Genomic DNA, 21,300 nt, shown 5'->3' on the forward strand with positions numbered 1-21,300 from the left:
AATCACCACGAATCGACAAAACTGGGGTTTCAACTCAACTATTTTGTTCGGTTCTTGATAGATTCGTGTCATGCGAAGAGCGGTTTGCCCTGGATCATTTGATCCCATTCACAATGGCCATGTTGAGATCATCGCTCGTGCAGCGAGCCTTTTTGACGAAGTGATAGTTGCGGTCTCCACCAACTACTCCAAGAAATACCGATTTTCTGAAGATGAACGGGTGAAGATGGTCGAAGAGACCGTCGGTGGCCTCAGGGGAGTATCCGCGATCCCTATGGGTCAAGGACTGCTGGCAGAGTTTTGCAAAGACCATGGCGCTGAAGCCATCGTCAAAGGCCTGAGAAGCACAGTTGATTATGCCTACGAAATCCCAATGGCAACGATGAACCGGCACCTGACCGGGGTTGAAACTGTCTTTCTTCAAGCTGACACCCGATTTACTCATTTGTCTTCGTCCCTGCTTAAAGAAGTGCAGACACTGGGAGGCGACGTGACAGAATATTTACCACGTGCTGTCGTGAAACGAATTACGAAGAGTTGACCAACTCCCGTATAGAAGCAGCCATATAGGACAGCGCAAGCTAGTAAGGAACCAACAAGATCATGACTTCCAATCGGCCAATTACTAAAGCGGTCATCCCTGCAGCGGGACTAGGTACACGCTTCCTGCCAGCAACCAAGGCTATGCCAAAGGAAATGCTTCCTGTGGTAGATAAGCCAGCAATTCAGTACGTGGTAGCGGAAGCTGTTCGGGCCGGTCTTATTGACGTATTAATGATTACCGGCCGAAATAAGCGCGCATTGGAAGATCACTTCGACAGGGTTCCATCGCTGGAAGCCTCCCTCGAAGCAAAGGGTGACGATAAAAAGCTCGCCTCCATTCAAGAAGCCACTGCTCTTGGAGACATTCATTACATTAGACAGCGTGATCCGCGTGGATTGGGACACGCCGTGCTGTGTGCCAAGCAACACGTTGGTGACGAACCATTTGCGGTACTCCTAGGCGATGACTTGATTCATGAACAAGATGAATTGCTGACTCAGATGATTGAGGCTCAGAAAGTCACTGGCGGTTCCGTCATCGCTCTGATGGAAGTGGATCCTGAACATATCAGCGCCTATGGCTGTGCTGATGTTGAACGCGTTGAGGGCACGGATTACGTCAAGGTCAATGGCCTTGTGGAGAAGCCAGCCAAGGAAGAAGCACCAAGTAATTTGGCGGTAATCGGACGGTATTTGTTGCACCCGCGCGTCTTCGAAGTACTAGAACACACTAAGCCTGGGCGTGGAAATGAAATCCAGCTGACCGACGCCCTACAGGGACTAGCACTTGCTGAAGGTGAAGGTGCGGGAGTACACGCAATCGTCTTCCGCGGGAGACGCTACGACACCGGAGATAAACTCAGCTACCTGCAAGCAAATATCACCCTTGCGGTTGAGAATGAAGACCTCGGTGAGGATCTCAAAGTCTGGCTCAAGGAATTTGCTGCCGGTCTATAGTTGAGTCTGTCGGCGAAGACTACTCAGGGTAATCACAATTTCTCTGGGTAGTCTTTTTCATTGCACGAAGTCACTTGGATGGTCCGTTGACTTCTACGGAATGTCTTAGTGGAGAACTTTCTAGTATGAGATTAAAAGATATTGATGATGCGACGTTCGCATCGCGTAGCGCTCGCTACGGTGCAGAACGTAAGAAGAAACGACGCGTTCGCACGATCCTAACGTCGATTGTTGCCGTAGTTTTGGTGGCTACGTTGGGTGCCGGATACTACGTTTTTGACTTGCAACGTCAGTTCAAAGAAAAATCAAATACCTTGTCGCTGAACCTGACCACAGAGCAGCAGGAAGCGCGTCCCGTTAAGGACCCAGACGATGGATCAATGAATTTCTTGATGATCGGTGTTGACCACGCGGATGAAGATGCCCCATCAAACTCAGCGTTGCAAGGTGCAGTAAGCCAACGTAGCGACTCGATGATGTTGGTCCATATTCCCGAGGACAGATCACAAATTTATGTCATGTCATTGGTTCGCGACATGTACGTCGATATTCCCGGGTATGGGAAGAACAAACTTAACGCAGCTGTGTCCCTTGGTGGTGTGCCTTTGCTATTGCAGACCGTCGAAGGCATGTTTGACACTAAAGTTGACCATATCGCGATGATTGATTTTGACGGCTTCAAAGAACTGTCCACAGCTCTAGGGGGAGTGAAAGTCAAAAACGACATTCCCTTCACCGCGCACGACACCGACTATTTCTACCCTGCCGGCGATATCACCCTCGAAGGCGATCGGGCACTGCGATTTGTGCGAGAGCGCAAGTCGTTTACCAACGGCGACTACCAACGCGTGGCCAATCAGCGTAAATTTATCGCCGCTGCTGCTGGACAGCTTTTGTCGAAAGATACCTTGTCCAACCCGGTGAAGCTTTACGACATCGTGGACAAAGTCTCGCCGTACCTCACCTTTGATGACGGACTGGACGCGGCGACCATGGTGGGTCTGGGCAAACAGCTGAGTAACGTGGATCCAGAAAACATGGCCATGTTCACGGTACCGACGGCAGGCACATCCACCACTGCCGATGGCCAATCTATAGAATTGGCCGATGAAGCCGCGATCAGCAAGATCGGTAAGGCTCTTCAAACTGATTCCATGAGCCAGTACCTCAAGGAAAACCCGCCAGAAGAGAACTAAACCTGGTTGTGCTCTGAACAACACTGAGTTCGTGCGTGAATGAACGACTATTGATTTACGATCAACTAGAATTTGAACATCCATGCCTTGTAGGCGATGGATAGTTCTAAACCCGAAAAAAGAGGAATGAATTCGCATGACAGTAGCGGAGGAAGCCGAGTCTTACGGCTTGCACCGCGTGGGTGCACGTCCTACGCTGGCTAATTACCTCAAACAGACCTGGCAGCGCCGACAGTTCATTTACGAATTGGCAAAGGCGCGTGTCCAGTCCCAGAACGAGAAAAACCGTTTGGGCATGATTTGGATCGTGCTTAAACCTACTTTCAATGCTCTGATGTATGGGTTCATTTTCGGTGTCTTGCAGGGCGCTAATAAAGCGGAAGATTTCCCGGTCTTCGTGATTATTGGTGTGTTCCTCTTTGAGTTCTTCTCCTCTTCGATGAGCAGTGGTGCGAAAGCGATTACGGGAAACAACGCACTAGTGCAATCTTTGTCGTTCCCGAGATTGGCCTTGCCGGTAGCGCAGGTAACGCAAAACGTATTGACGCTCATGCCAATGTTAGGCGTCATGTTCATTTACTCGGTGATACTTGGAACTACACCGAAATGGACCTGGTTTGCCATCATTCCTATTTTGGTTATTTTCTGCGTCTTCAACCTCGGAATTGCGCTGATTTGCGCGCGAATCACTGTACATGTTCGTGACTTTACGCAGATCCTACCGTTGATTAGCCGTGTGCTGTTCTATACCTCTGGCGTTTTGTTTAGCGCGGACCGTCTACTGAGCCACTGGCCTTGGATGATTGCGATCTTTGATGTGCATCCGGTTTATCAAACTCTGCAGCTTGCACGTGGAATGGTGATGAATAACGCTGAGTATGATCCTTGGGCATGGTGGGTCATCACGGCTTGGGCTGCGGTGACCATGATTTTTGGATTGATTTACTTCTGGAAGGCAGAGGAGCGTTACGGACGTGCGAATTAGCTTTGACGATCTGATCAACCCAGACTTACATCCTGAGTACGAGCCCGCGCCAATTTTTTCTGATGACACGTCATTCATCGACGTGGTTAAGCCAGAAGACATCAAGAGCTCACAGCTCAACATTGATTCTTCTCGCAATCCGGTAGTTGTCGTTGACAACCTGCACGTAAAGTATGAAGTATTTTCCAGCGGTAAGGCTGTAGGAAATGCTGGCGCGAGGCGACTGTTACAACCAAAGCTGAAAGGCGTTCGAAGCGTTCATGCGTTGAAGGGCATTACCTTTGTTGCCTACGAAAATGAATCTATTGGCGTGATCGGTTCCAACGGCTCGGGAAAGTCTACGTTGCTTAAAGCAATTACCGGACTGACTCCACCGTCGAGCGGGGCAGTTTATGCGCGCTCACGTCCAAGTTTGTTAGGTGTGGGTGCTGCCCTTATACCTGACCTGTCAGGGGACAAGAACATTACTCTGGGTGGACTTGCGCTCGGCTACAACCGTGAAGAAGTTGAAGCCATGCGTGAAGACATCATCAAGTTCGCAGAACTTGAAGAGTTCATTGATCTTCCAATGCGAACGTACTCTTCCGGTATGGGCGCAAGATTAAAATTCGCCATTGCTGCGTCAAAAAAGCACGACATCCTCATTATTGATGAAGCGTTGGCCGTCGGTGACGCTAAATTCCGTAAACGTAGTGAAGCGAAGATCCGTGAAATCCGGGATAGTGCCGGCACAATCTTCAACGTTTCCCACTCCATGAATTCGATCAAGGACACGTGTGACCGTTGTATTTGGATTGAAAAAGGCGTTCAGATGATGGATGGGAAGCCTGACGACGTCATCAAGGAATATCAAAACCACCAGAAAGCAAAGAAGTAAGGCGCGAATGACTGACTTCCCAGGAGTCTCTTATGTCATGCCGGTTCTGAACGAGGCAGGCTACCTAGGCGATGCCGTCACCTCAATTCTCAACCAGCAATACGGAGGGGACAAAGAGCTTGTAATCGCTCTTGGTCCCAGCACCGACGGGACCAATAAAGTTGCACAAGAATTAGCTGAGGCTGATTCGCGCATAACGTTGGTTGACAACCCGCAAGGGCGTACTCCGGTCGCCTTGAACCTCGCGATTCGTGCATCGAAGTATCCAATCGTCATTAGGGTCGATGCGCATAGTGAGCTACCCATCGACTACACCGAACGCGGAGTTGCTACTCTGCAGCGAGTTGGCGCGCATGACGTAGGTGGCCTCATGGACGCCCGTGGACGTTCTGCCATTCAGCGCGCTATCGCTGCCGCGTACCATTCCAAATTTGGTTTTGGTGGACCGGCCTATCACTCGGGCGCGCCCGAAGGGGAAGCAGAGTCCGCGTATCTTGGAATTTTCCGCCGTGAAGTGTTTGACGAAGTCGGTTTCTACGACGAAAACATGTGGCGTGCCCAGGATTGGGAATTGTGCCTCCGTATTCGACAGGCCGGACATAAGGTTTGGTTTGATCCGGAACTGAAGGTCGGATATTTCCCGCGTGATACCTTCGGAGCCTTAGGGCGGCAGTCTTACGCCTCTGGAACGTGGCGTGGTGAAATTGCACGGCGTTTCCCTGAGGGCAAGTCATTGCGACACGATATGCCTCCGCTGTTGCTTGCTGGGGTAGCTGCTGGCGCAATCGCCTTGGCAGTCATTCCTTTTACCCGGGACAGTGCGCCACGACCAGTATCTGTTCTTTTAGGACTCACCGCATCGATTCCATTGGTCTATGCCGCGGCATCATTGTTTGCGGGTTTTTCGTCTAAAGCGAGCGGGGTTAAGGAAAAGCTTCTCGCTGCGTACGCTTTCCCTGCCATCCATTTGCCTTGGGCTGCTGGTTACCTCAAAGGACGAATCTTTGGGGCGGCAGGAACTTTTGATAAGGGCCGCGTTAAGTGACTGTAGACCGACCTAAGAATCCAACTCTGGATCAGCTTCGGGCAGTGTGCCAACCGCCCGAGGTCAAGGCTCGCAAAAATGCAGAGCATTGGACAGCTGAACTCTATCTGCGTCACATCTCCATTTATCTGACGGCTGTTTTGGTGAGAACTCGGATCACGGCCAATGGTGTGACTGGATTAATGATTCTTGCGGGCTGGTTCATGTCTCTTGCTCTGCTGATACCCGGAATTTGGGGACCGATTCTTGCAGTAGTGCTCTCACAAGTTCAGTTGTATTTTGATTGTTCCGATGGTGAAGTGGCCCGTTGGCGTGCTTCACAATCACCTCGCGGTATTTTTATCGACATGGTGGGGCACCACACAACCGAAGCATTGATTCCTATTGCTTTGGGATACCGTGTGTTCAAAGAACTGTCGGTAGACGGTGCGATGAGCACCCAAGCATGGCCAACATTGTTCATGGGTGCTTGCTTGTCAGTTCTGCTGGTATTGAACCGTTCACAGTCCTTGATGGTTCATGCGGCACGAGGCATGGCAGGACTATCTAAGCTTCCAGACACGGCTGAAGCACGTGCGGTTTCAACAACTACCGTTATCGGACGCCTGCGCTCTTTGGCTCGTTTCCTTCCATTCCACCGCCTGCTACACGCAGTTGAACTAAGCTTGATCATTCTGGTGTGCTCGGTCATCTCGGCAATTGCTGGAGTGCCAGGTCTCGCAGAGAAGTGGATGATCTGGATTCTGCTTCCGGCCTGTGTCCTAGTGAATGTTGGACACTTCCTGTCCAACATGGTGTCCTCACGATTGAGGGCTTAGAACTTAGCAGTAACAAGTAATGAAATGGAAAGGGTGACACATGGATAATCGACTCGCTCCTACGATTGGCGTTGTCGTATTGACCATGGGCAACCGTCCGGTAGAACTGCGTCGAGCCTTGGACTCAATGCTTGCTCAACGAGACGTCAGCATCGACGCTGTCGTTGTTGGCAATGGTTGGGTACCGACGGATATTCCTGAAGGAATCAAGACTCACTATCTTCCCGAAAACCTTGGGATTCCTGCCGGTAGAAATGCCGGTGTGTCTCAAGTTAAGGGGGAGTACCTGTGCTTCCTTGATGACGATTCCTGGTTCCTGGATGAAGATTTTCTGATTGCCGCTGTCCAACGCTTTAAAAAGTATCCACGGATGGGACTGCTTCAGCCTCGTATTACCGACCCTGAACATAGTGATCAGAATCCAACGCGTTGGATTCCTCGTCTTAAGAAGCGCACTGCTGAAGAACCCAGCCGTGTCTTTCACGTCGGTGAAACCTGTCTTGTAACCACGCGTGAGCTTTTTGATCTCACCGGAGGCTGGGCTGGTGGATTCTGGTACGCACACGAAGGCATCGAACTAGCTTGGCGTATTTGGGATACCGGGACCTATGTTTGGTATGCGGGCGACATGCGTATTGGACATCCTGTAGTTGACCCGCGCAGACATGAAGAGTTCTATCGACTCAACGCACGCAACCGTGTGTGGCTCGCACGGCGAAATTTGCCAGCACCTTTCAGATGGATCTACCCAACAACATGGATGTTGATTGAATGTCTGCGAATGCGCAAAAGGCCTAATGCCGTAAACCAATATCTAGCTGGTTGGAAGGCCGGATGGAAAGGTAGCCCCTGGTACCGGGAGCCACGTTCCAAGCTGCGTTGGATTACTCTGCTGAGAATGACATTGTCCGGACGACCACCAATTATCTAGCGAGCTCTCTACGTCTCATGGAGTCCTATGAGCAGCACAGGTGTCGAACGTGATTTGCATTACTTGATTCTTAGTAGCCTTGATGGGTAATTGATACAGTCATCCATCAAATTCAAAGAATTTGTACACGCCGAGGAATCTCGAACCGCATCCACTGAGCCGTAGAATAGCCAGATGAAGTTACAACAGGAGGAACAAATGGGAAAAACAGTATTAACTTACGGAACTTTTGACCTCTTCCACATTGGACACCTGAACATTCTCAAGCGTCTGAAGGAAAAGGGCGACCGTCTGATCGTTGGCGTATCAACGGACGAATTCAACGCCGTGAAGGGTAAGAAGCCAGTCGTACCTTTTGAGCAGCGTCGCGAAATTGTCCAAGCCATCAAGTACGTAGACCTAGCGATCCCGGAAGAAAACTGGGAACAGAAGCGTCTGGACATCAAGAAATATGATGCCAAGGTCTTTGGCATCGGCGAAGACTGGAAGGGTAAATTCGATGACCTCGGCGATGAGGTTGAAGTTGTTTACCTTCCACGTACGTCCGGCATTTCCACGACAGAGATGAAGCGTGTGCTCAGTGAGTTTGATGAGCGCCATGTTGAGTCTCTGAAGAGTACGCTAGATACGTTGAGCCAGATCGTTAAAGAGCTGAGCTAGCCAAAGTTTTATCCGGCAGTCAGTTGAAGCATTCTAGTGAAAGATCCCATGTCTAGCGAGAACATCACCAGTTCCATCAAAGCAAGTGTTAAAGGTGTCTTGCGTAAGGTCGGCCGTCGGCCTGAGGCGAAGCGTCTTACCCGGGCGATGGGCTTTGTAAATCGGCCTGCAGGTGCCAACGTTGGCGTCTCCAACATTCCGGTTCCCGGCTCTGTGGCCGTGTACTTTGGTGATGGTGCCGACAAGATTTACCAAGTGTCGCAATGGTTGCCCGTTCTTGAAGAACTGCATCAGACCGAAGAAGTCTTGCTGGTGTTCCGTACCGTCAGTGCCTTCAATGCTGCGGGCAAGCTGACGGATCTTCCAAGGATCTTTGCGCGTCGTTTCACTGATCTCATGGATCTCTATGACGATAATGATCTGAAGTTAGTCATCTACGTGAATAACTCACGTAGCAATTTCCAGTCTCTGGATCATCCACGACTGGTGCATGTTCACGTCAATCACGGCGAAAGCGACAAGCTTTCCATGGTGTCCAACAAGGCCAAGGCCTACGATAAGGTCTTTGTTGCTGGTCCCGCTGCGATCAAGCGTCACGAAACTATGCTGATTGATTTTGACTTCAATAAGTTGGTTGTCACTGGGCGTCCGCAGCTTGATATTGATTTCAAGCGTGAACTTGAGCCAAGTGACAAATTTGATGTCATGTATGCGCCTACCTGGGAAGGCGAAAATGATGACAACAACTACACCTCGTTGGATCGTTATGGCGTAGCTATTGTCGAAGCGCTGTTGGCGAATCCAAGCCTGAGGATTATCTACAAGCCTCACCCGAGGATTGAGACAAGTAAGACTCCTGAGGTTGCACAAGCTCATCAACAGATCAAGGATCTGTTGCAGGCATCCATCGATGCGGGCTCAGGTCACGTGATCTCAGAGCAGGGCAATATTCTTGCCATGTTTGAGTCCACGGACGCGCTGATTACCGATGTATCGAGCGTCGGTTTGGATTACTTGTACTTGCAGCCAGAGAAGCCTTTGGTGATTTCGGATCGCCGTAATAACCGTAAGAACCTCTTGCGGGACGCTCCGATTGCTCAGGCCTGTCACGTGATTGACCGTAAGTCTGTTAACGATTTGCCTGCACTCTTCGAAGATGCTCTCACCAATGATGAGCATAAGACTGAACGCCTAGAAATGCGCGAGTTCTACTTCGGCGAGTTAACCCGTGGAGAATCAACCAAGCGCTTCCAGCAGGTTGTCAAAGACCTGATTGCTGAACGCCAAAAGAACTTGGTGAATTTCCGAGGTTGGCATAGTTAAGCGTCAATAGTTTTTCATATGAGCACCCCGAGCCTTCGTCATCTGGCTTGGGGTGCTCATTGTTCTGTATTTAGTTCTGCCCTTAACGATCCCAACACTCAGTCTCTTATTGGAGAAATTGGGCCGCTGCTAAGGCAGAATCGATAGTTATGCGGGCACAAGTCATCATGTGCCCAAAAGTTTGATCTCGCTTGAAGGAAACAAAACTGGTGGATGATTTTCGTACACGCGTAGCCCTAGGCATTGGCCGTCGCATTGAACGGTTGGGCCGTTATCGGGTTGCAGCTCTGTATTACGAGCGCACCTTGGCTACAGGTCTTTCGCAATCTGCAGAAATTCAGTTCCGCTATGGTTTCAGCCTTTACAAGTGCAAACAGTATGCAAAGGCCATGTCACAAATCGAGGCGGCGGTAGCACGCCAGCCCCATCGTTTTGGGTGGATCCAGACTCTAGCCTTGACCATGCAGCGTCTGAAAAAGTATGACCGTGCTCTTGAACTTTTTGCAGCCTCCAGCCAAGGTGACCCAACTAAGATCGCCTGGCGCATTCGCTGGGCCAAATGTGCTCGCCTGGCTCGTAAGGCAGATGCAGCATCAGCCGTACTGGATAAACTCGTCGCAGACTTCCCCGATAATCCAGAAGCTTCGGCTGCCATCGCTAACTTCTTGCTAGATAGTAGCCAACGCTGGCGGGAACTAGATATACGTCTGCAATACGAAAACCAACACACCCAGGACCCCAAGTGGTCGTACCTGACCGCTGAGGCTGCTGCGTACATGTCCCGCTTTGAGCTGGCGGAACAGCATTATCGCAAGGCACTCGAATTTGATGACCAACAAGTGAAATATTGGTATGGTCTCGGGCGTAGTTTAGAGGAGCAGGGCAAACACGAAGAAGCTGAATCGGCTTACTCTAATGCGGTACTGCGATCGGCGGACACGTCGGTCCAAAAAATTGGTATCGGCAAACTTCACGAACGTGAAGATGACTGGAACCGCGCCCTAGATGCTTATGAAGCGCAACTGGCTGACGTTGAAGAAGACGTTGATCTTTATCTGCTTAACTACCGTGCCGGTGAAGCAGCTTCGCGTCTTTTTGAATTCCGTCAGGCTGCCGAGTATTACCAGCATGCCGAAGAGCTCGCCGAAAGCATTGAAGACCGGGTATTGGCCGGTTATGCGCAGGGACGCGTGCTCTCACGTGCCGGCGATTTCAAAGCTGCTTCTAAGTGCTTCGCGCGCTTTGTTGATGTGCTTTCAGATCAGAAGCGCGTTGATGCGGCTGTCGCTTTGTTCCGCTACGCATACAGCCTGCACCAAACTGGCCAGTATGCCCAAGCCAGTGAACGCTACCTCCAAGCAGCTTCTGAATGGGGCTATCTTGGCGCATCCTTCCGAGGTTCTAAAGCCGCTGGCCCTCGCGCCAATGAGCACCGACAGCGTGCAGCTATTTGTGCTGCGCGGGGTGACTGGGCCGGAGCTGCTTCGGCGTATGCTGAGGCGATTTGGCACGCCTCATCAACTGAGCGACAGTGGCAGGCCCGGGCCGGTCAGGCTTATGCAAAGCTAGGCAATTTTGAGCAAGCCTGCCATTACTTTGAGGGCATGTTGCTGTTCACTGAAATTTCCGTGGCTGGTCTAGGTAATGCACTGAAGGGAGTGGGCCGCCGTCGTGGTGCTTTGGCTATCCACGCACGTGATGTTGAAGAGCTGGATGAGAATCTTGTGCTCTTTGAGTCCTCTCACGGCAAGAATGTTCACTGCCATCCGTTCGCAATCTATCAAGCGATGCGACAGGACCCGCGTTTTGCTCACTTCCGTTATGCCTGGGTCTATAACGAGTCTTCTGAGATTCCTGCTCAGCTGGCCAATGATGCGGACGTTGCAATCATCAAGCAGCATTCGGACAAATACATCAAGCTACTAGGGACAGCTAAGTACCTGGTCAACAACGCGACGTTCCCTACATACTTTGCTCGTCGCGACGGCCAGAAGGTCCTCAACACCTGGCATGGCACACCGCTAAAGTTCATGGGCAAGCTCGTCAAGGATGGCGTGGCTGAACACCGCAATGTCCAACGTAACTTCCTGCAGACCACTCACATGATGGTGCCCAATACTCATACTCTCAAGACATTGAGCACGGATCATGATCTTGACGGCTTGTTCCCGGCTAAGGTCGCCTTGAGTGGAAGTCCTCGCATTGACCAGATGGTGAATATGAGCCAGGAGCGTCGAGACGAGATTCTGAATGAATTGGGTATTGATCCGCTGAACCACCAGAAAATTGTGCTGTTTGCGCCAACCTGGAGGGGACAGCTCAAGGCCCGTTCATACGATGTGAACGGACTCGTGGAGGATTTGGCTGCTATGGCTCAGGGCGAGCATCACATGCTCTTCCGTGCCCATCGCTTCGCTGAGCAGCTCATTGGTGATGCTGAACTCGATGCCACTGTGGTGCCTTCTTCCATAGACACCAATGAATTACTCGCCGTTGTCGACGTATTGATCACCGATTACTCGTCGATTTTCTATGACTTCTTGCCAGCCAAGAAGCCGGTTATTTTCTATACCCCGGACTTTGAAGCTTATGAAGCAGAGCGTGGACTGTACTTTGAACGCTCCACCTGGCCAGGTGAAGTGCTCAACTCAATTGACGATGTTTCAGCAGAGCTCAAGGCTGCGCTTAGTGCTGCTGAAGGACAGCTGCATAGTAACTTCGCCAAGAACCTTGAAGACTTTGCGCCAATGGAAGATGGCAAGGCAACCGAGCGTGTCATTGAATTCTTCTTCTTTGACGATGATTCGCATGTACTTGCACCCCTAGAGGATGAACGCAAGAAACTGTTGTTCTACCAGGGCCCGTTCAAGCCCAACGGCATCGCGACAGCCTTTACCAACCTCATCGGTTCGTTGGATCCTTCGAAGTATCACGTGTCCGTAGCTGTTGATATGGGTGCGGTGGCCAGTAATGCCGATTCCTTAGAGATCCTGAATTCTCTGCCAGAACATGTAAAAATCCTGCCACGAGCCGGAGCCACCATCATGTCTGCCGAAGAACGTTGGGTATCCGACGGATATCACGCTCACCGTGGTTTCGATTCGCCGGGTGCCGAACAAGTCCACTTGGGTACTATGGCGCGCGAGATGCAGCGTTCCTTTGGTGATGCGCGCTTTGACGCCGCTATCAATTTTGAGGGTTACTCGCGATTCTGGGCTAGCTTGTTCGCATCGGCTCATACCAACGCTGAAAGAACCTACATTTACCTGCACAATGACATGGTTGGTGAATGGAAGCTTCGCTTTGGGACCATGCCAGGACTCTTTGCGACCTACCGCCACTATGATCAGTTGGTCTCCGTGACGCAAAGTGTAGGGGAGAAGAACGTCAAGGAACTCTCCAGCCAGTTTGGTTTGGAAGAAGAAAAATTCACCGTATCTGAAAACCTTTTGGACCTTGAGAAGCCATTACTGTGGTCCACGTTGGAAGAGCCAGTTCATACCTTCGAAGGCGACGGGTTGACCGTATTCGCCAACATGGCACGACTGTCCCCAGAAAAGGGGCAGATGAAATTGTTGGAGGCTTTCGCTCAGGTACATGAACAGCACCCGCAAACTCGTTTGTTAATGATTGGCGATGGCCCACTGCGCACAGATCTTGAAACTGAAGTTGATGCTCGTGGTCTCACTGGCAAGGTGGTTATCACCGGCCTCTTGTCGAACCCATTCCCGACGCTGAAGACTGCTGATTGTTTCGTCTTTTCTTCAGACTATGAAGGTCAGGGATTGGCGATGGTTGAAGCGATGATGTTGGGTCTACCAGCTATTTCTACCGATGTGGTGGGTTCACATAGTGTGCTTGTCGATGGTTATGGATTACTGGTTGAAAACTCCGCTGCCGGCTTAGTCGATGGTATGAGCCAGTACCTGAACGGTTATCAAGCTGAGAAGAAATTCGACGCACAAGAATACCAAGACGGCGCACTTGCTCAGTTTGAACAGCTCGTTGACGGCGTAAAAGTCTAGGCACAGCTAAAACGCAGAGTACAAAGTAAGAAGTGGCGTGTTCTAACGATTGTTAGAACACGCCACTTCTTAAATTTCTCGTAGCTGCTACTAGCCTTCGGCCCGAGCTTCAACCAAGGCTAGTGATTCTGAAACAAAACGTTCCATACTGGCTCCTGGTGAGACATCTCCGAAGTAATACTCAACGACTTCACGCAGACGCTCGTCTTCCTCGGATAACGCCGAACGAACAAGGGTGCAAATATCTTCAGATGCCTCTGAATCCAAACCTGGGACCTTAGACAGAGCAGGGGAATCCGTGACCGTAGCTGCTTTTGAGACAGGGGTAGTGACGAACATTGGCTTACCGGTGGCCATGAAGTCATAAGCCACTGCCGAAATGTCTGTAATGCAAAGATCAGAGGCAGACCATTGCCATCCCCAGTGTGTGGTGTCATCAAAAAGTAAGCGGGCTGCTGAAGTTGCGTTTGCCGCTGCCAACTTCTCACGGATGCGCTCAACGGCTTGACCGTAGGCGGCTGAATTCACGCCTGAACGTGGATGCGGGCGGAAAATTACGTTGAAGCCACCGTCCTTGATCAGCGCCTCAACCAGCTTTTCACCATGCGAGACTACCGAACCATATTGCATGGAAGGGCGGTCACCTTCCCATGTTGGCGCGTAGAGCACCGTCGGAAGAGACGTATTCAGCGAGTACGGGGCAAGGTAGGAAACATCAATCTGCGGCCGGCCGATAAGGCGAGTACGGGACTGCGCATCAAAGTTACGCAGGTGCAGGTCCAGCCGATCACGGGCGGCCTGACCCGCAGAGAATACGTAGTCGTAGGCTTTGAGCTGGTTGGACCACATGTAGGCCTTTTCGCTTTCGCCATGGCTGATAAATACGTGATCCGGGCTGTTGAAACGCATCATCTGGAAGTTGCGGATGTTTTGGTTAACGTAAAACACCAGACGCAAGTCCTGGGTGTTGACGAGTTTTTCAACGTCTTCAATTGTCGGTGCATAGTGAATGGGTAGCGGGCACTCTTCACGCAGTTCCAAAGCGGAGTCTGGACGACGGGTAATAACGACAACTGGAACGTGTTGCGCCAAGTGTTTGAGCGGTTCGTACCACTGCCGAATCTGGTACGCGTTGACCATTTCGTCGGCAAAATACAAGGCGACCTTGTAGCGGTTTTCACCGGTGGGTAGCTGGTAGAGCTCACTAGCATGGCGTTGAATGAATTTGCGCTGTTGCCGGGCCGTCAAGCGTTGCCGAACATAAGATGCCGCACTATTCAGATTTTTCAACACCGTCATTTGAGATCCTCCACCATACATACACGTCAAATGTCCCTCACAATCATAGATGTCCGGATCAGGCTGGCGCGGTTGCCATGCCTGATACTCGAACTGTCATTGGCAGTCATTAGTCGTCTTTTCGCCCTCCGGTGCGCTACGCTGTGGTGAGTGCAACACCGTCATCAGGGTTCGAAAGCTGGTTTCAGTTTGGGATCTTGGGCAACGGCAAGCTAAGATGAAATGTCGGACTATGTTTCTATAGGAGTCATCATTAGCGATAAGCGTTCTGATCGATCGTCACACGGCGAACTCGATCGCAACTCGCCTCTGGTTTTTTCAACCAGAGAGCTCGGCCGTTCGCCTGGCTCAATGAAAACTCTCAACGAGCAGGTTTCGGCTCCCGCAGATGTGGGAAATGCACTCATCGGCATTCGTGGAGGATCTGAGCTTGACTTAGATCTTCGCTTTGAAGCCGTGCATGAAGGAATTTTGGTATCGGGTACCGCTACAGCACAAATTGCTGGGGAATGTGGACGATGCCTAGATCCCATCGAGTACGACTACGAGGCTGATATTCAAGAGCTCTTCTACTATGAAGAGAGCGAAGAATTCGAAGACGATGATGATGTGGATCAGTATTGGGTAATCGGTGACTTGATTGACATCGATCCGGTATTACGGAGCGCAGTGGTTACCGCCCTGCCGTTCCAGCCGGTTTGCCGGGAAGATTGCTTGGGGCTCTGCAATGAATGCGGAATCAACCTCAACGAAGACCCCGAGCATCACCATGAGATTCTGGATCCACGTTGGGCAGCGCTAGCGCAGCTGTCCGACAATGTCGCAGATGATGCGACAACAACTAAAACGTCAGACAAGAGAGAAGAGAAGTAGTCGTGGCTGTTCCAAAGCGGAAGATGTCCCGTGCGAATACTCGTGCCCGCCGTTCTCAGTGGAAGGCTACCGCGCCGAACCTGGTGAAGACCGTTGAAAACGGTCGCGTAACTTACAGCCTGCCTCACCAGGCTAAGGTTGTCACCGACTCGGCTGGTACCGAACTGTTCCTTGAGTACAAGGGTCGCAAGGTCGCAGACGTCTAAGACATGTCTTCTAAAGAAGAACTTATGAAGCGTCTCGGAATCGAAATTGATTCCGAGACGTTTCGTCTTGCATTTACCCATCGCTCGTATTCATACGAAAACGGTGGCATTCCAACCAATGAACGCCTTGAATTCTTAGGCGATTCAATTCTTGGCTTCTGCGTGGCTGAATACCTCTACGCAAAATTCCCAGACCTTCCCGAAGGTGACCTCGCCAAACGCCGTGCTGCCATCGTCAGCACCCGTGCTCTAGCAATGATTGCCCGTGATCTGGAAGTTGGGAAACACCTCCTGCTTGGACGTGGCGAAGCCCAGTCCAATGGTGCCGATAAGTCATCCATTCTGGCTGACACCATGGAATCAATTCTCGGTGCCACTTACCTAGTGCAGGGAATGGACGCAGCTCGTGCATTCGTCCTACGCTTTGTCACACCTTTACTTGAAGATCCTCGCCTGCTCGGTGCTACCACCGACTGGAAGACCGTCATTCAAGAAGTCGTCGCTTCCCGTAAGCTAGGCGAACTTCGCTACCAGGTCACCGGTTCCGGCCCGGATCACGCCCGTACATACCTCGCCGTGCTACATATCGATGACAAAGGCTATGGTGAAGGCCACGGGCCATCGAAAAAAGAAGCTGAACAGGAAGCAGCCCATCAAACATGGTTGCAGCTTAATCCTGGCGAGCAGATTCCCAAGAACTAAGAACCTCATCGATGCCTGAACTGCCAGAGGTGGAAGTAGTCCGTCGCGGACTCGAAAAATGGGTGCGCGGGCGGACCTTGGAGTCCGTGGAAGTTCTGGATCCGCGTTCGGTGCGACGGCACCTTGACGGTCCACAAGACTTTGAACAAACGCTAACTGGTTGCACCATTTCTTCTGCCGTGCGCCGTGGAAAATTCCTCTGGCTCGGTCTTGATGGACTAGAAGTTCCGGCGGTTCTCGTAGCCCACCTAGGCATGAGCGGTCAGCTTTTGGTGGAAGAGCCGGAAGCTGAAGATGAAAAGCATCTCAAGGTCAGGCTCTCTCTTGCGCAGCATCTGGATTATCCAGGTGAACTGAGGTTTGTTGACCAACGGATTTTCGGTGGCATGTTCATCTCGCCGCTGGTAACAACACCGGACGGATTACCAGCCGGTGAAGGAACAACTGAAGCGGCCATTCCACAAGCAGCGGCACATATTGCCCGAGATGTCCTAGATCCGCACCGTAGCGCTGAGGACCTGTATGTCGCCCTGCGTAAACGGAGCACGCAACTGAAGCGCGCGATCTTGGACCAAGGCGTGATCTCTGGAGTGGGTAATATCTACGCGGATGAAGCTTTATGGCAAGCAAAGCTTTCCGGCCTGCTTAAAACAGCTACGATTCGACGTCCAGAAGTACAACGACTTAACGATGCACTGATTGATGTCATGACTCGTGCACTGGCCGCCGGTGGAACAAGCTTTGATTCGCTGTATGTCAATGTTAATGGGGCAAGCGGCTATTTCGCCCGCTCGCTGAATGCCTATGGGCGCGAAGGCAAAGAATGCCTCCGCTGTGCTCAAAACGGCCGGGTGTCATTGATTCGACGTGACGCGTTTATGGGACGTTCCTCTTATACCTGCCCTGTGTGTCAGCCTCGACGCTAATCAAGCAAGTGGCGCGTCAGCTTCTACATAGGGAAGCCGACGCGCCACTCTAAAATGATTACTTTTCCGTAGAACAGACGGCGGAAATTTCGTTACCTGCCTGCACTGCCGATCCGGTCCAAATCATCTCGGAAGAGTTGTGGCCCTTGGCTCACCGGTACAGTGTTGGAATCTAAGACACCATCAAATGCCCCTGGCTCATCGGCCTGAAGAGCGGCAAAGTCCGCGGTGAGATCTTCTTGTTCCTTGCCCTGTGTTGCCTCCAGTTCCAGTGTCTTGCGGTTCGCGGCTTCATTGCTCAGAGAATCAATGAGCACGCGGGCAATCTCATCACGAGCAATCACGCCATCAGCCGGTCCACCGGACTGTTTGGTATCGCCATGACGCATAAGGATCTGGCGCTGGTCAGCATCGTTGTAGTCGAACCAGCCCGGACGAACGATGGTGTAGTCATTACCACTGGCACGGACAAGTCGTTCACCACGACGCTTCCATGCCGCATAGGGAACACCGGGGCGTGTGGTGCCCACTGCCGTCATTAGCGCGATGCGTACCGGCCGGCCGTCCAACGCCGCCAGTACGTTGGCAACTCCGGCATAGTCGACATCGCGTACGTCCGATTCTTGGATGCTGGAGCCATGGGTGAAAACAATTGCGTCAACATCTTGGACGGCGGTACGTAGGCTCTGTGCATCGGTGAGGTCACCAACAACGAGTTCTACTGCCTCGGGTAGCTGGCGTTGGGCGCGGGCTTGATCACGCACCAGGGCACGGACGGTGTAGCCCTGAGCTAGGGCTTGGGCTACGGCTGGCCGGCCGATACTGCCGGTAGCGCCGATCATCAAGACGGTCAGCGGTTTAATGCTCATGGTTTCTCCTTCGGAGTGGGTGCTAGCCCTGCTAAAGGGCCGTAGAAGTGGGAGGCGGTGCTTCCGCCGTCGATAAGGATGTCACTGCCGGTAATGAACGCTCCGCGTTCAGTCATCAATAGCTCGCCCACCGTGCCGATTTCATCCGGGGTACCTGCTCGGTGTGCGGGGGAGAGCTCAATCATCTTTTGATAGCCGGCGCCGTTGGCGCCACTAAGTTCGTCGCGGGCTAGGGGAGTGATGATAATTCCCGGGCTGATCGCGTTCACTCTGGCCCCGCGCTGTGCCCAGCGTACGGCTTCGGCCTGTACGCGCAGAACATTGGCGCGCTTGGAGAGCTGGTAGGCGTGCAAACCGTCACTGAGGTTCTCTTCGCGTAGCAACGGCAATTCAAGTAGCTGGTCCACCGGAGTGGTAGCCAATGCCCGGTCATCTTCGATACTCAGCGCTGGTAAGCGGTGACCTGACTGTGAGGAAATCACCACGGCAGAGCCACCTGAAGCAATGACATGACCGAATTCTTCCAAGACTAGAGCTGTGCCGTAGAGGTCTACCGCGAGGATCTGGTGGATGGATGCTTGGCTGGCGGAAACTCCAGCTGCATGGATTACGCCGGTGACTTCACCTAAGCTCGTGGCAGTTTCTACCAGAGCGTGCACCGACTCGCGGGAGGAAACATCTACCACCGCGGTATTGGTCTCAAACCCTGCATCGTCAAGGACCTGGGCTGCGCTACGTGCATTCTGTTCATTGATATCGGCTAGGAGGACCTTTTGACCGGCACCAACCCGGCGGGCAATTGCCTGCCCTATCAGCCCCGCACCGATCACCACGATAACTTTGCTCATGACCTTCCTTTACACTTTTTTGATCTTTGCGTTGTTGTCTCTTCCCTTCTATCGTTTTCCAGTTGTGTATCCTGTTCCAGACACCAGCAGTACCTGTTTGGATGAAGCATGAAAACGTAACCTTGAAATATGGACACCACAGAACAGGTTCGGAATTTTCTTAAGAGTCGCCGTGACCGCTTGCAACCCGAAGATGTCGGACTAGGCGGAGGACCGCGACGCCGCGTGCCAGGGCTACGCCGCGAAGAAGTCGCCATGCTGGCCGGGATGAGCGTGGAATACTACGTGAAGTTGGAACGCGGTAACCTGCGCGGGGTGTCCGAAGGTGTGCTGACAGCACTGGCTAGTGCCTTACGGCTGTCTGAGGTGGAACACCGCCACTTGATGGACCTTGCACGGACAGCAAATAGTGGCAAGCGGGCTTCAGGTTTCTCTCCAACACGGCGCGTGCGACCAGCTTTGCAACAGTTACTGGACGCCATGTCTGCTCCGGCCTGGGTGCGCAATGGGCGCAGTGACTTCTTGGCTGCGAACACTCTTGGCAAGGCACTGTATGCGCCGATGTTCACCTCCAGCTTGCAACCGCCGAACACAGCGCGTTTCTTCTTCCTTGACCCACGTAGTCGCGACTTCTATCCGCAGTGGGATCTCATCGGGCAGCAGATGGTTGCTTCTTTGCGCGCCGAGGCTGGTCGCAACCCCTTTGACCGGCCGCTGACGGACTTGATTGGCGAGTTATCCACGCGCAGTGATGAGTTCCGTCGTTGGTGGGGTGAGCACGAGGTCTTCACCCATGAGGCAGCCACCAAGCGGATCCACCATCCACAAGTTGGTGACCTAGTACTGAACTATGAGCCGATGGAATTGACCTCCGATACCGGTCTAACAATGATCGTTTACAGCGCTGAACCGGACAGCCCCAGCGCCGATGCGCTGTCATTGCTGGCCAGCCTGCATGCCCATCCAGCTGAGCCAGAAAACGAAGAGTCCGTACAGGGTTCAGTAGACCGGTACTGACAGTATCTTCCTGTACTTCAGGAATCACGGTGGAATTAAAACAGTCGAAGGCTGCTCAACGTCGCGCAGATTTCTTTCTCGACATAGAACTGATCAACTGGTGCGTAGGCGCCGAAAACTTTCAGGAGTGAGAACATGCGTGCAGCAGTCATGTATTCAGCAGGGGACATCCGAATCGACACCGTTGCAGATCCACAGCTTCAGCAGCCTACCGACGCAGTAGTGCGTGTGGTTGCCGGGTGCATCTGCGGATCAGATCTGTGGCCTTACGCTTCCATGGAGGCCTCAGCGACGGGCAGTCGAATGGGACACGAATTTGTTGGTGTGGTGGAACAGGTGGGCGATGAGGTGAAGGGAATCGCCGTGGGCGACTTTGTCATTGCCCCCTTTGTCGCCTCTGACGGAACTTGCGAATTTTGCTTAGAAGGCCTGCAGACCTCCTGCCGGCACGGTGCCCACTGGGGCGGCAGCGCCGATGGCGGCCAGGGTGAGAAGGTACGCGTGCCACAGGCTGACGGTACCTTGGTTGTGGTTCCTGCCGGATTTGATGAGGCGTTAATTCCATCCTTGCTGGCTCTATCAGATGTCATGTGCACTGGATATCACGCCGCGGTGGCCGGTGGTGTAGCACAGGGTAAGACCGTGACGGTCATTGGTGATGGAGCCGTGGGACTAAGCGCCGTACTTTCGGCTAAATTGCTCGGCGCAACACAGATCATTTTGATGGGTCGCCATCAGGCACGTACCGATCTGGGTCGCGAGTTCGGAGCTACCGAAGTGGTCGCCGTACGCGGCGATGAAGGCATTGCCAAGGTCAAGGAACTCAGCGGTGGGGATGGCACCCACATCGTCTTGGAAGCAGTAGGACTGCACACGGCACTAGAGACGGCATTGGCCATTGTCCGAGATGGTGGCGTGGTCAGCCGTGTCGGCGCACCACAGTACACCGAGGTGCCGTTTGGTTTCGGAGGATTCATGCGTAACATCACGCTCACCGGTGGTGTCGCTCCAGCCCGCAACTACATTCCAACGCTGTTGCCCCTGGTGCTGGATGGAACGATCCAGCCCGGTCGCGTCTTTGACCGCACCGTGGACTTGGACGGTGTTCCGGAAGGTTACCAGGCAATGGCTGATCGCCAGGCACTCAAAGTTCTCGTCCGCCCCTAAACGCAGCTTTGTGCAACACGGTCCAGAACTATC

The 21,300-nt window shown here is 52.4% G+C and carries 20 protein-coding genes; 17 read left to right on the forward strand and 3 right to left on the reverse strand.

Annotated elements, in window-relative coordinates; genetic code table 11:
- The first annotated feature begins 70 nt into the window (after positions 1-70).
- From coaD to QMQ05_RS07200, 11 genes are all read left to right on the forward strand, one after another.
- Complete coding sequence (gene coaD / locus QMQ05_RS07150) at positions 71-541, forward strand: pantetheine-phosphate adenylyltransferase (RefSeq protein ID WP_334122934.1); 471 nt, start codon at positions 71-73, stop codon at positions 539-541.
- 62 nt (positions 542-603) lie between these two features.
- On the forward strand, positions 604-1,500 hold the full coding sequence (galU, locus tag QMQ05_RS07155) for a UTP--glucose-1-phosphate uridylyltransferase GalU (RefSeq protein ID WP_345474197.1): 897 nt from the start codon (positions 604-606) through the stop codon (positions 1,498-1,500).
- A 125-nt stretch (positions 1,501-1,625) separates the two neighbouring features.
- Entirely contained in the window at positions 1,626-2,696 is a 1,071-nt protein-coding gene (locus QMQ05_RS07160) for an LCP family protein (RefSeq protein ID WP_345474199.1), read from the forward strand.
- Between the two features lie 136 nt (positions 2,697-2,832).
- On the forward strand, positions 2,833-3,681 hold the full coding sequence (locus QMQ05_RS07165; protein ID WP_345474201.1) for an ABC transporter permease: 849 nt from the start codon (positions 2,833-2,835) through the stop codon (positions 3,679-3,681).
- Positions 3,671-4,558, forward strand: a complete 888-nt coding sequence (locus QMQ05_RS07170) for an ABC transporter ATP-binding protein (protein WP_345474202.1) — start codon at positions 3,671-3,673, stop codon at positions 4,556-4,558. Before QMQ05_RS07165 ends, QMQ05_RS07170 begins: the two co-directional genes overlap by 11 nt.
- Positions 4,559-4,565: 7 nt before the next feature.
- The gene (locus QMQ05_RS07175; RefSeq protein WP_345474203.1) at positions 4,566-5,603 is read left to right on the forward strand and encodes a glycosyltransferase; all 1,038 of its coding nucleotides are present in this window, start codon (positions 4,566-4,568) and stop codon (positions 5,601-5,603) included.
- The gene (locus QMQ05_RS07180; RefSeq protein WP_345474205.1) at positions 5,600-6,421 is read left to right on the forward strand and encodes a CDP-alcohol phosphatidyltransferase family protein; all 822 of its coding nucleotides are present in this window, start codon (positions 5,600-5,602) and stop codon (positions 6,419-6,421) included. The genes QMQ05_RS07175 and QMQ05_RS07180 overlap by 4 nt, the downstream gene beginning before the upstream one ends.
- A 40-nt stretch (positions 6,422-6,461) precedes the next feature.
- Positions 6,462-7,352, forward strand: a complete 891-nt coding sequence (locus tag QMQ05_RS07185; RefSeq protein ID WP_345474207.1) for a glycosyltransferase family 2 protein — start codon at positions 6,462-6,464, stop codon at positions 7,350-7,352.
- Positions 7,353-7,526: 174 nt separating this feature from the next.
- Positions 7,527-8,012, forward strand: a complete 486-nt coding sequence (locus tag QMQ05_RS07190; RefSeq protein ID WP_334122926.1) for an adenylyltransferase/cytidyltransferase family protein — start codon at positions 7,527-7,529, stop codon at positions 8,010-8,012.
- Between the two features lie 48 nt (positions 8,013-8,060).
- On the forward strand, positions 8,061-9,335 hold the full coding sequence (locus tag QMQ05_RS07195; RefSeq protein WP_345474210.1) for a CDP-glycerol glycerophosphotransferase family protein: 1,275 nt from the start codon (positions 8,061-8,063) through the stop codon (positions 9,333-9,335).
- Positions 9,336-9,544: 209 nt separating this feature from the next.
- A complete protein-coding gene (locus tag QMQ05_RS07200) occupies positions 9,545-13,360 on the forward strand; it encodes a CDP-glycerol glycerophosphotransferase family protein (RefSeq protein WP_345474212.1) in 3,816 nt (1,271 codons plus the stop codon).
- Positions 13,361-13,450: 90 nt separating this feature from the next.
- Here the strand turns inward: QMQ05_RS07200 and QMQ05_RS07205 are convergent, their stop codons facing one another.
- Complete coding sequence (locus QMQ05_RS07205; protein WP_345474213.1) at positions 13,451-14,659, reverse strand: CDP-glycerol glycerophosphotransferase family protein; 1,209 nt, start codon at positions 14,657-14,659, stop codon at positions 13,451-13,453.
- Between the two features lie 351 nt (positions 14,660-15,010).
- On the opposite strand from QMQ05_RS07205, the gene QMQ05_RS07210 reads away from it, so the two are divergent.
- From QMQ05_RS07210 to mutM, 4 genes are read left to right on the forward strand one after another with little or no spacing between them, the layout of a single operon-like run.
- The gene (locus QMQ05_RS07210; RefSeq protein WP_345474669.1) at positions 15,011-15,532 is read left to right on the forward strand and encodes a YceD family protein; all 522 of its coding nucleotides are present in this window, start codon (positions 15,011-15,013) and stop codon (positions 15,530-15,532) included.
- A 2-nt stretch (positions 15,533-15,534) separates the two neighbouring features.
- Positions 15,535-15,738 (forward strand): 50S ribosomal protein L32, encoded by a 204-nt coding sequence (rpmF, locus tag QMQ05_RS07215; RefSeq protein ID WP_013348816.1) that lies wholly within the window; start codon positions 15,535-15,537, stop codon positions 15,736-15,738.
- Between the two features lie 24 nt (positions 15,739-15,762).
- Positions 15,763-16,440: a ribonuclease III gene (gene rnc, locus QMQ05_RS07220; RefSeq protein WP_434063182.1), complete on the forward strand. Its 678-nt coding sequence runs from the start codon at positions 15,763-15,765 to the stop codon at positions 16,438-16,440.
- Positions 16,441-16,451: 11 nt separating this feature from the next.
- Positions 16,452-17,366, forward strand: a complete 915-nt coding sequence (mutM, locus tag QMQ05_RS07225) for a bifunctional DNA-formamidopyrimidine glycosylase/DNA-(apurinic or apyrimidinic site) lyase (protein WP_345474216.1) — start codon at positions 16,452-16,454, stop codon at positions 17,364-17,366.
- Positions 17,367-17,458: 92 nt separating this feature from the next.
- Here mutM and QMQ05_RS07230 read toward each other — a convergent pair whose 3' ends face one another.
- Entirely contained in the window at positions 17,459-18,235 is a 777-nt protein-coding gene (locus tag QMQ05_RS07230) for an SDR family oxidoreductase (RefSeq protein WP_345474218.1), read from the reverse strand.
- Positions 18,232-19,083 carry an SDR family oxidoreductase gene (locus tag QMQ05_RS07235; protein ID WP_345474220.1) on the reverse strand — a complete coding sequence of 284 codons (852 nt, stop codon included), beginning with the start codon at positions 19,081-19,083 and terminating at the stop codon, positions 18,232-18,234. Before QMQ05_RS07235 ends, QMQ05_RS07230 begins: the two co-directional genes overlap by 4 nt.
- A 129-nt stretch (positions 19,084-19,212) precedes the next feature.
- Here QMQ05_RS07235 and QMQ05_RS07240 point away from each other — a divergent pair, with 129 nt between their 5' ends.
- Positions 19,213-20,100: a helix-turn-helix transcriptional regulator gene (locus tag QMQ05_RS07240; RefSeq protein WP_345474222.1), complete on the forward strand. Its 888-nt coding sequence runs from the start codon at positions 19,213-19,215 to the stop codon at positions 20,098-20,100.
- 135 nt (positions 20,101-20,235) lie between these two features.
- The gene (locus QMQ05_RS07245; RefSeq protein WP_345474223.1) at positions 20,236-21,267 is read left to right on the forward strand and encodes a zinc-binding dehydrogenase; all 1,032 of its coding nucleotides are present in this window, start codon (positions 20,236-20,238) and stop codon (positions 21,265-21,267) included.
- Positions 21,268-21,300 lie beyond the last annotated feature (33 nt).

The sequence above is a fragment of the Glutamicibacter sp. B1 genome, assembly GCF_039602135.1.
GTDB lineage: Bacteria > Actinomycetota > Actinomycetes > Actinomycetales > Micrococcaceae > Glutamicibacter > Glutamicibacter ectropisis.

Bases quoted from the DNA above. Each gene is read 5' to 3' on its own strand.
- coaD (WP_334122934.1), top strand. From the start codon at position 71: ATGCGAAGAGCGGTTTGCCCTGGATCATTTGATCCCATTCACAATGGC.
- galU (WP_345474197.1), top strand. From the start codon at position 604: ATGACTTCCAATCGGCCAATTACTAAAGCGGTCATCCCTGCAGCGGGA.
- QMQ05_RS07160 (WP_345474199.1), top strand. From the start codon at position 1,626: ATGAGATTAAAAGATATTGATGATGCGACGTTCGCATCGCGTAGCGCT.
- QMQ05_RS07165 (WP_345474201.1), top strand. From the start codon at position 2,833: ATGACAGTAGCGGAGGAAGCCGAGTCTTACGGCTTGCACCGCGTGGGT.
- QMQ05_RS07175 (WP_345474203.1), top strand. From the start codon at position 4,566: ATGACTGACTTCCCAGGAGTCTCTTATGTCATGCCGGTTCTGAACGAG.
- QMQ05_RS07185 (WP_345474207.1), top strand. From the start codon at position 6,462: ATGGATAATCGACTCGCTCCTACGATTGGCGTTGTCGTATTGACCATG.
- QMQ05_RS07190 (WP_334122926.1), top strand. From the start codon at position 7,527: ATGAAGTTACAACAGGAGGAACAAATGGGAAAAACAGTATTAACTTAC.
- QMQ05_RS07195 (WP_345474210.1), top strand. From the start codon at position 8,061: ATGTCTAGCGAGAACATCACCAGTTCCATCAAAGCAAGTGTTAAAGGT.
- QMQ05_RS07205 (WP_345474213.1), bottom strand. From the start codon at position 14,659: ATGACGGTGTTGAAAAATCTGAATAGTGCGGCATCTTATGTTCGGCAA.
- QMQ05_RS07210 (WP_345474669.1), top strand. From the start codon at position 15,011: ATGAAAACTCTCAACGAGCAGGTTTCGGCTCCCGCAGATGTGGGAAAT.
- rnc (WP_434063182.1), top strand. From the start codon at position 15,763: ATGAAGCGTCTCGGAATCGAAATTGATTCCGAGACGTTTCGTCTTGCA.
- mutM (WP_345474216.1), top strand. From the start codon at position 16,452: ATGCCTGAACTGCCAGAGGTGGAAGTAGTCCGTCGCGGACTCGAAAAA.
- QMQ05_RS07230 (WP_345474218.1), bottom strand. From the start codon at position 18,235: ATGAGCATTAAACCGCTGACCGTCTTGATGATCGGCGCTACCGGCAGT.
- QMQ05_RS07235 (WP_345474220.1), bottom strand. From the start codon at position 19,083: ATGAGCAAAGTTATCGTGGTGATCGGTGCGGGGCTGATAGGGCAGGCA.
- QMQ05_RS07240 (WP_345474222.1), top strand. From the start codon at position 19,213: ATGGACACCACAGAACAGGTTCGGAATTTTCTTAAGAGTCGCCGTGAC.
- QMQ05_RS07245 (WP_345474223.1), top strand. From the start codon at position 20,236: ATGCGTGCAGCAGTCATGTATTCAGCAGGGGACATCCGAATCGACACC.